This window comes from bacterium, assembly GCA_026708015.1.
Classification (GTDB): Bacteria; Actinomycetota; Acidimicrobiia; order Acidimicrobiales; family Bin134; genus Poriferisocius.
Genome location: JAPOVT010000036.1, coordinates 1 through 8,369, shown reverse-complemented (window position 1 = coordinate 8,369; position 8,369 = coordinate 1). Strand labels below are relative to the sequence as shown.

Genomic DNA, 8,369 nt, shown 5'->3' with positions numbered 1-8,369 from the left:
TCGTGGCGCACGGCGCTGATCATGACGTTCATCTTCTCGATGCTGTCGCTGTCGTACGTCGTGGTCACCGGCTATGCCGGACAGGTGTCGCTGGCCCAGCTGACGCTGGCGGGATCGGCAGGATTCCTGCTGGGCCCGTTGGCGGCGGACCTGGGGTTGCCGTTCCCGGTGGCACCGCTGGTGGCGGCACTCGGCGCCACCGTCATCGGCGTCGTCGTCGGCCTTCCCGCGTTGCGAATCCGCGGGCTTCCAGTGGCGGTCGTGACCTTGGCGTTGGCGCTCGTGCTCGAGAAGATGTGGTTCGCAAACAGCGACTACGTCGGGGCTGCGGGCGTCGAGATCGAGAAGCCGTCGCTGTTCGGGCTCGACTTGAGCTCGGGAACGGGAGTGGACTTTCCGAGGCTCGAGTTCGGGGTGATGGTGTTCGTAGCGCTGATCTTGGTTGCTTTTGCGGTGTCGTTCCTTCGCACCAGCCGTCTCGGATCGGAGATGCTGGCGGTTCGCGCCAACGAGCGCTCGGCTGCGGCCGCAGGCGTCAGCGTGGTTCGGGTGAAGGTGCTCGCCTTCGCCATCGGCAGCTTCATTGCGGGGCTGGGCGGGACGATGTTCGGGTATCGGCTGGGCAGCGTGACCTTTGATTCGTTCACGGTGCTGCTTGGCCTGTCGATGCTCGCCACCTCTTACATCATCGGCATCACCTCGGTTACCGGCGGACTGCTCGCGGGCTTCGGGGCAATCGGCGGGCTGGGCGCCCAGGCCATGGAAACATGGTTCGGTGGTGCCGACTACTTTGAGACGATCATCGGCGTCCTGCTGATCATCGGTATCATCCGCAACCCTGAGGGCGTGGTGGGGTACTTCATGGGGCGCGTCGAGCAGTATCGCGCCCGCGCCGACCGGGCTGCCCCGGCCGAGGTCTTGACCGGGGACGGCACCACAACCGACATCGAGCCCCGCGACGGGGCGCCGCTGCGGCTCGAGTTGCACAACGTCACGGTCCGCTACGGCGGTGTGACTGCGGTGGACGACGTGTCCTTCGCAGTCGAAGCCGGGACCGTGGTGGGCCTGATCGGCCCGAACGGTGCGGGAAAGACGACCCTGATCGACGCCATCACCGGGTTCGCGCCGTCGAGCGGCAGCGTCGTGCTCAGCGACGAGCCGCTCGATGACCTGCGGCCCCACGAGCGCGTCCATCGCGGTCTGGGACGGACCTTCCAGGCCATCGAGCTCTACGACGACCTGTCGGTGCGGGAGAACGTGGTCGTGGGCCAGGCCGCGGCCCGGGCCCGCGGGGACGAACCCCCTGAGGTGGAAGCCGTGTTGGCGAACCTGGGGCTGGCGTCGGCCGCCGACCGCAGCGCCGGGGAGTTGTCCCAGGGCCAGCGTCAACTGGTGTCGATGGCGCGTGCCCTGGTCGGGAGCCCGGGCGTGCTCCTGTTGGATGAACCGGCCGGTGGGCTGGACTCGACCGAGAGCATCTGGCTGGGTGAGCGCATCCGGGCTATCGCCGATAGCGGGGTGGCGGTGTTGCTGATCGACCACGACATGCATCTGATGCTGGGCCTTTGCGACGTGATCCAAGTCTTGAACTTCGGAAGCCTGATCTCGTCTGGCACCCCCGACGAGATCCGCAGCGATCCAGCAGTGGCGTCGGCCTACCTGGGCGAAACCCACGCCACCTTGACCGAGGAAGGCGGTGAACACGCCTCCTTGGTGGAGGGGGGCGAACAAACCACCTTGACTGAGGAAGGCGGTGAACAGTGAGCGGTTTGAGATGTCGCGGGTTGGTGGCGGGCTATGGCACCGTCGGGGTGGTACAACCACTCGATCTCGACGTGGCGCCGGGGTCGGTCATGGCGTTGCTCGGCCCGAACGGCTCGGGCAAGACGACCCTGATGAACACGCTCGCCGGCCTGCTGCGATCCCTCGATGGCGAGATCCGGGTCAACGATGAGGTGATCCGACCGGGGCGCCCCAAAGATGCGTCTTCAGCCGGGCTGGTTCTGGTGGCCGATGACCGGGCGCTGTTCAAGAGCTTGACCGTTAGCGAGAACCTCCAGGTCGCGGCGCGGCGCAGCGGCACTCAGCCCGAGACGATGCTCGAGATGTTCCCCGCGTTGGAGAAGCGCTGGAGCGTGCGGGCCGGAGACTTGTCCGGCGGTGAGCAGCAGATGTTGGCGGTGGCCCGGGGCCTGGTGCGCCAGCCCAAGGTGCTGCTGATCGACGAGATGAGCATGGGCCTGGCCCCGATCATCGTGCGCGATCTGCTGCCGGTGGTGGGCCGGGTGGCCGAGGAGACCGGCGCGGCGGTGGTCCTGGTGGAACAGCACGTGGGCCTGGCCCTCGAGGTTGCCGACGAGGCGACCGTTCTCGTCCACGGCGAGGTCAAGCTTCAGGGCTCGGCGGCGGAGCTGGCCGCCGACATGTCGGTTCTGGAGAGCGCCTACATGGGGTCGTGAGCCCCCGCTTGGCAAGCGCATCCGCCCTGGGGGTTGTGAGAGCCCGCGCTCTCGGCGGCGGACCTACCGGCGACTGACCAGGACGCACCCGGCGATGGGCCCGCCTCCGGCGGCGGCCACCGCGACGTCGATATCGCGGGTCACTTGGCGCTCACCGCCCTCGCGCCAGAGCTGAGTACAGGCCTCGTGCAGGAACCCGAGGCCGTGGAGTCTTCCGCCTGATAGCTGGCCGCCCTGGGTGTTGAGCGGGCGCTCGCCGTCCAGGGCGATGCGGTGACCGCCTTCGACGTAGTTGCCGGCTTGTCCGGGCGCGCAGAATCCGAGAGCCTCGATCCACTGGAGCGTGATGTAGCTGAAACCGTCGTAGAGCTCGGCGACATCGACGTCTGCTGGGGTGAGGGAGGTCTGCTCCCACATGGTTGCAGCGGCGTCATGCGCGCCCATCGTTGTCAAATCCCGGCGTTGGTCCCAGGTGTGGCGTTCGCTGATGCCGTGGCCGAATGCCTCGACGGTGATCGGGTCGCGGCGCAGCCCGCGGGCGGTGCCGGCTCGGGAGACGATGACCGCGACGGCGCCGTCAGACGGGACATCGCAGTCATAGAGGCACAGGGGCGTGGAGATCGTCCGCGCCGCCATGTAGTCGTCGAGCGAGAGCGGGTCCCTGTATATAGCCGCGGGGTTGCCGGCGGCGTGGCGGCGGCAGGTGAGGGCGATTTGCGCGAGCTGCTCGCGGGTGAGGCCGTGGTCGTGCATGTAACGCGAGCACAGCATGGCCACCCAGGTTGCCGCCGACATGGCGCCGTAGGGCGCAACCCATTCGAAGAAGCCGCCGGCGCGGCTGGGGCCGCGCGAGATGGCACTGGCGCGGTTGCCGCCCGCCTGGGCGGTGGACTCCCAGACCGAGCGGAAGCACACGATGTGATTGGCGGCGCCGGTGGCGGCTGCGAGGCACGCGCTCATAACCGGGCCGAGTTGGCCCGCGGTCTCGGCCGAGCCCATGTGCCATCGGGTGCGGAGGCCGAGCGCGTCGTGGAGTTGCATGGATCCGGCGCCGCTGAAGCCCGGGTTGGGCGAGAGCTCGCCCGGGTAGGTGGCGATGCCGTCGATGTCGTCTGGTTCGAGTCCGGCGTCTTGCATGGCGCGCAGGCAGGCTTCCACAGTGAGGCTCTGGCCTGAGCGTCCAAGGCGCCGGCCTACTTCGGATTGGCCGATGCCGGTGATCACGGCCTGGCCGTCGAGCGGATTCACACCCCGCCCTCGTCGATGGGACGAAAGACTGGGATCGACACATCGTCCCAGTCTTCGAAGCAAACCTTCACCCTCATGCCGATGTGGACGTCGTCGGGGGCGCAGCCCAAAACGTTGGTGGTGAGCCTGACATCGGGCTCGTCGTCGAGTTCGACGATGGCCACTGCGTAGGGGGGCTCAAAGCCCGGGAGCCACTGATGGGCATTGACGGTGACTGCGGCGACGGTGGCGAGACCCGACACGGGCCGGGGCGCGACATCGGTGCTTCGGCACCGCCAGCACGCAGCGGCGGGCGGGTGGAAGAACCGGTGGCAGCGCTGGCACGAATAGATCAGGAGCTGCCCGTCGAAACCGCCCTTCCAGAATGGGGCTGACTCCCAGCTTGGCGCGGGGAGCACTCGTTGTGCGGGGCGCCCGGCGAGTTCGGAATCGGCCGTCGTCATCAGGGGCGCCCGGCGGGTTCGGAATCGGCCGTCGTCATCAGGGGTGCTCAGCGGGTTCGACGCTGGCCGTCATCGGGTGATGGCAATGGCGAACTCAGGGCAGTTGTCGGCCGCGAGCTGGGCTTTTTCTTCGAGCCCGGCAGGGACCTCGCCGGAGGAGATGCGCAGGACTGCGTAGCCGTGATCATCGACGTCGAACAGCTCGGGGGCGAGCAGGTAGCACCGGTTGTGGCCCTGGCAGGCGTCGCGGTTGTACGTGATGTGCATGTCGGCTCCCGTTGGTCTAGCGGAAAGTCGGGTCGCGCCGCTCTCGTTGCGCCAGCGGAGACCGGGGTTTGATGTTGCCTATGTGGGTGTAGGCCATGCCGTTTTGGAGGGCTGCGTGGCGGGTCATGTCCACCGACTCCCATATGGCGCGCACGGTGCCCTGAATGGCGATCGGGGCCCGAGCCGCGATCTGGGCTGCGATGTCGGCGGCCCGGGCGCGTAGCTCGCCTCGTGACACCACCTCGGTGACGAGGCCGATCTGGCGGGCGGTCTCGGCGGTGATCCGTTCTTCGTTGCCCATGAGCGCCCAGCGCAGGACGTCGCCCAGCGGGACCCCGCGTTTGAGCATGCCGATGGGTTCGAGAGCGGAGACGACCCCGCCGTTCGCGTGGGGGTCGAAGAAGGATGCGTCATCGCTGCAAATGATGATGTCGGCTTCGTTGATCAGATACTGGCCGCCGCCGGCGCACAGCCCGTGTACTGCGGCGACTACGGGTTTCCATACCTTGTGGTGTTTCGGGCCGAGTGCTTGGCCGGGATCGACCTGGTTCCAGATGTTCCAGTCGCCCCACCAGATGCCTTCCTGGACGTCGATGCCGGTGCAGAAGGCGCGGTCGCCGTTGGCTTGCAGCACCGCAACGTGGATGTCGTCGTCGTCTCGAACCGCTTCCCACACGGCGGCGATCTCGGCCGCCATCGTCTCGGTGAAAGAGTTCAGGCGGTCCGGTCGGTTCAGCGTCAGCGTCGCAACGTGGTCGCGCACCTCGAACTCGATGGTCTCGAAGCGGTTCCCGTCTGCGGTGGCCATAGGGCAGATCTCCTGGGTACGGCCTAGAGTCCCGCGAAACGCCCGATCGCGATGACCACGGCGATGACTCCGAGTCCGATCGCGGGGGCGAGATCACGGGCTTCGCCGCGGCGGATATGCACGGTCACGGCGCCTGCCATCAGCGCGGCCACCCCGATCGCGGCTATCGGGGTCAGCGCTGGAGCGATGTCGAGCCCCCAGGGCAGGATAAGCCCGATTGCTCCTGCGACCTCGATGCTGCCAAGGGCCCTGACTTGTCTGTTCGAGGCGTCCTCGACCCAACCCATGCGAGGGTTGTCGATGAGGCCGTCTTTGCCCGCTGCCAGCTTCAGCGCCCCGGCTAGTGCCATCGCTGCTGCGAGCAGTCCTTGAAGAATCCAGTATGCGACGCTCACTGTTTCTGATTCCTCCCCATGCTGCGTTTCATCGGTGGATGAAGGCTACTCATCGACCGATGAACAACCAACATTGGGGGAGGGGGGCTTTGGCTGCATCAACTCCGGTACCATGTAGCGAATCAGAGAGGGGGACTCATGAAGACCAAGTCGATGCGCTGGTTGATCGCCGGGCTGGTGGTGCTGGCCATGGTGGCCGCGGCATGCGGTGGCAACGATGACGACGGGGAGGCAGGAGGCGGCGAATCTCCAGCCTCGGCCACCGAGGCGCCGGCCGCGCCCGAAGAGCCTGAACCGGAACAGGCAACCCCCGAGGAGGTCGAGTCAGAGCCGGCGCCCGAGGCCGTGGCTGAAGCCCCGGAGGAAGTGGAACACGAGTTCGAGCCGGCGCCCACTGCGGAGCCGGAGCCGGAGATTCCGCTCACCGCCACATGGCGAGGGGTGACGGCCGACACCATCACCATCGGCGTCTCCTATCCGGACTTCGACTGGCTATTCGAAAACGGCTTCTTTCCGAATACCTGGGGCGACCAGGAGTTGGTGATCCAGGCGCTGGTCGATGACATCAACAACCGGGGCGGCATCAACGGCCGCCAAGTCGAGGTCGTCATGGACAAGTACAACCCGATCGGGGCTACCGAGGCCGAGGCCGCCTGTCTGCGTCTGACCGAGGACAACGAGGTGTTCGCGGTGCTGTTCGGGTTTCTCGGCCCCGCCGAGGTGGCCAACACCTGCATCATGGACACGCAGGAGACGATCTTGGTGGGGGGAACCATGACCGACGACCGCTTGGCGCAGGCCCGGGCCCCGTGGGTCACCGAGCGGGCGCCGCGTGAGTTCATAACCAACGCCATGTTCACTCTGCTCGACATCGAGGGAATGCTCCAAGGAAGCTCGATCGCCATTGTCGCCAATCTCACCGCGGCCGACCAGCTCGACGGCCTGGCCGGGCTGCTGAGAGATCGCGGCATCGAGCCAGTTCTCGAGGTTGCCACCTCCTCGCCGGTGGGCGACCACATCGCCCAGAACCAAGAGTGGGCTGCGCTGTCAGAGCGCATAAAGGCAGCCGGCGCCGATACCCTTCTGCTGGCCGGCAACTCGTCGGCCGGCATCGAGAACGCCGCCCTCTACGGCCTCGACGTGGACATCTGGGCCACCGATGCCACTGGCCTGGGCCCCAATATCGGAGCCAGCGTCGATCCCGAGACGGCTAGGGGCGTGATCACTGTGATGAGCATGACCGACCCGCAGATCTACGAGAGCGACCCTAGATTCAAGGAATGCCTGGATGCGTTCAACTCCAATCACCCCGACATCGAGGTCAAGCACCCCGACACTCTGGAAGAGGGCGCACCGCTCTGGTTTACCAGCCTGTTCGCCCACTGCCGGTTCTTCCAGATCTTCGAATACCTGGCTACCGCGGCCGGACCGGTTCTGACCCACGAGACCTTCGCCGAGGCCATCGCCAACGCCGGCGACTTCTCGATTGCCAGCCAGCCCTACGCTTCTCTCGGACCGGGCAAGTACTACAGCAACGACTCCTTCCAGCTCGTGGCCCAAGACCCCGATGTGGGCGCCCGGGGCCAACTCGTGCCAATCACCCCGCTGCGAGACGCCACCCCGTGAGATGGCATCTCGCAGCAGGGTGAGGGGGTCAGTTTCGGAGCAGCATCTGAGCGGGGGACGAATAGGCGCGAAAAGACGAAGCGGGGCGATAAGGTGGGCTCTGTGGCCGGTTCCCGATGTTGCGGTGGGGGAGGCGTTTTTGTATCGTTGTTTTTGTCGCTTCGTCTGACGGCGAAGGGAGCGCATGACATGATCGATCGTTCCATCGTTTCGGTGGCGGGTTCTGCTCGTGTAAGGTAACTGGGCAGAGGATTAGCCGTGGCTGAGTTACCCCCCCCCCCCCCCCTGCTTTTCCCGTCTGGCGCGCCGTGGGGGCGGCGCTAGGCCCGCCATGTCGCGGTCCGCTGGCTCTTGTGCTTGGCGGCGGACAGCGCTTGCTCTTGTTGTCGTCGCGCTGATTCCCTTGGCGCTGGCCGTCGGCGAGCGGGAGGCCTCGGCGCAGGCGGCGCCGTCGGCCGATGCCCATGTGGTGCCCGCTGACTGGGCGCTCAAGCCCAGCGGCCTGGGGGCTGGGGACCGGTTCCGGCTGCTGTTCCGCACCACCTCGCGGTGGGCGGCCACCGCCACCGACATCGCCACCTACGACGGCTACGTGCAGAGCGAACTCACCAAGAGCGCCAACACGCTGGCCGCCATCCGCCCCTACGCGTCGGGCTTCAAGATGGTCGGTTCAACCCAGGCCGCGAACCTTCGCGACCACCTGGGCTTGCGCCATGGCGGCAACTGGCGCACCGGCGTGCCCGTCTATTGGATGGACGACGAGGGCGACGGCGGGCTGGTGGCCAACGACTATCAGGACTTCTGCAACGAGGAGCAGCCGTGGCGAAGCTCCACTCAGCCGGCGGAGTGGTGGCGCGCCGGGACGCTGGCCGACCACCGCAACGAGAACGGCGCCCCGCACGCCGACAGCAACCATCCCTGGACGGGAAGCGAGAACTCCTGCGCCACGCGGACCAGCAATTACCTCGGCGCGACACGGGTGGAGATCGGCCGGCACCGGGAGCCGGGGCGCTTCTACGGGCCGCTGAGCAACACACAGGCCGCCAACACCGAGACGCGGTCCATGTTCGCCATGTCGCCCGAGTTTATCGTGGCGGGGCCGATCCACGTGTCGCTGTCCGCC

At 67.0% G+C, this 8,369-nt stretch carries 9 protein-coding genes; 4 read left to right on the top strand and 5 right to left on the bottom strand.

Annotation, left to right across the window (positions count from 1 at the left end; genetic code table 11):
- Both OXG30_08090 and OXG30_08085 read left to right on the top strand, forming a co-directional pair.
- The coding region (locus OXG30_08090) for a branched-chain amino acid ABC transporter ATP-binding protein/permease (GenBank protein MCY4134857.1) at positions 1-1,764 on the top strand (1,764 nt) is incomplete at its 5' end.
- Positions 1,761-2,459, top strand: a complete 699-nt coding sequence (locus tag OXG30_08085; GenBank protein MCY4134856.1) for an ABC transporter ATP-binding protein — start codon at positions 1,761-1,763, stop codon at positions 2,457-2,459. The genes OXG30_08090 and OXG30_08085, both read left to right, overlap by 4 nt.
- A gap of 63 nt (positions 2,460-2,522) precedes the next feature.
- On the opposite strand, the gene OXG30_08080 is transcribed toward OXG30_08085, so the two are convergent.
- The 5 genes from OXG30_08080 to OXG30_08060 all read right to left on the bottom strand — a co-directional run bounded on the left by OXG30_08080 (position 2,523) and on the right by OXG30_08060 (position 5,620).
- On the bottom strand, positions 2,523-3,707 hold the full coding sequence (locus OXG30_08080; protein MCY4134855.1) for a thiolase family protein: 1,185 nt from the start codon (positions 3,705-3,707) through the stop codon (positions 2,523-2,525).
- Complete coding sequence (locus OXG30_08075) at positions 3,704-4,150, bottom strand: OB-fold domain-containing protein (GenBank protein ID MCY4134854.1); 447 nt, start codon at positions 4,148-4,150, stop codon at positions 3,704-3,706. Before OXG30_08075 ends, OXG30_08080 begins: the two co-directional genes overlap by 4 nt.
- A 69-nt stretch (positions 4,151-4,219) precedes the next feature.
- Positions 4,220-4,417 carry a ferredoxin gene (locus OXG30_08070; GenBank protein MCY4134853.1) on the bottom strand — a complete coding sequence of 66 codons (198 nt, stop codon included), beginning with the start codon at positions 4,415-4,417 and terminating at the stop codon, positions 4,220-4,222.
- Between the two features lie 16 nt (positions 4,418-4,433).
- Positions 4,434-5,225, bottom strand: coding sequence for an enoyl-CoA hydratase/isomerase family protein (locus OXG30_08065; protein MCY4134852.1), 792 nt, complete (start codon positions 5,223-5,225; stop codon positions 4,434-4,436).
- A gap of 23 nt (positions 5,226-5,248) precedes the next feature.
- On the bottom strand, positions 5,249-5,620 hold the full coding sequence (locus OXG30_08060) for a DoxX family protein (GenBank protein ID MCY4134851.1): 372 nt from the start codon (positions 5,618-5,620) through the stop codon (positions 5,249-5,251).
- A 138-nt stretch (positions 5,621-5,758) separates the two neighbouring features.
- On the opposite strand from OXG30_08060, the gene OXG30_08055 reads away from it, so the two are divergent.
- On the top strand, positions 5,759-7,246 hold the full coding sequence (locus tag OXG30_08055; GenBank protein ID MCY4134850.1) for an ABC transporter substrate-binding protein: 1,488 nt from the start codon (positions 5,759-5,761) through the stop codon (positions 7,244-7,246).
- Positions 7,247-7,649: 403 nt separating this feature from the next.
- The coding region (locus OXG30_08050) for a hypothetical protein (GenBank protein MCY4134849.1) at positions 7,650-8,369 on the top strand (720 nt) is incomplete at its 3' end.

What these genes read in the sequence shown, in the direction of transcription:
- OXG30_08075 (MCY4134854.1), bottom strand. Translation starts at nt 4,150, where the DNA reads ATGACGACGGCCGATTCCGAACTCGCCGGGCGCCCCGCACAACGAGTG.
- OXG30_08070 (MCY4134853.1), bottom strand. Translation starts at nt 4,417, where the DNA reads ATGCACATCACGTACAACCGCGACGCCTGCCAGGGCCACAACCGGTGC.
- OXG30_08065 (MCY4134852.1), bottom strand. Translation starts at nt 5,225, where the DNA reads ATGGCCACCGCAGACGGGAACCGCTTCGAGACCATCGAGTTCGAGGTG.
- OXG30_08055 (MCY4134850.1), top strand. Translation starts at nt 5,759, where the DNA reads ATGAAGACCAAGTCGATGCGCTGGTTGATCGCCGGGCTGGTGGTGCTG.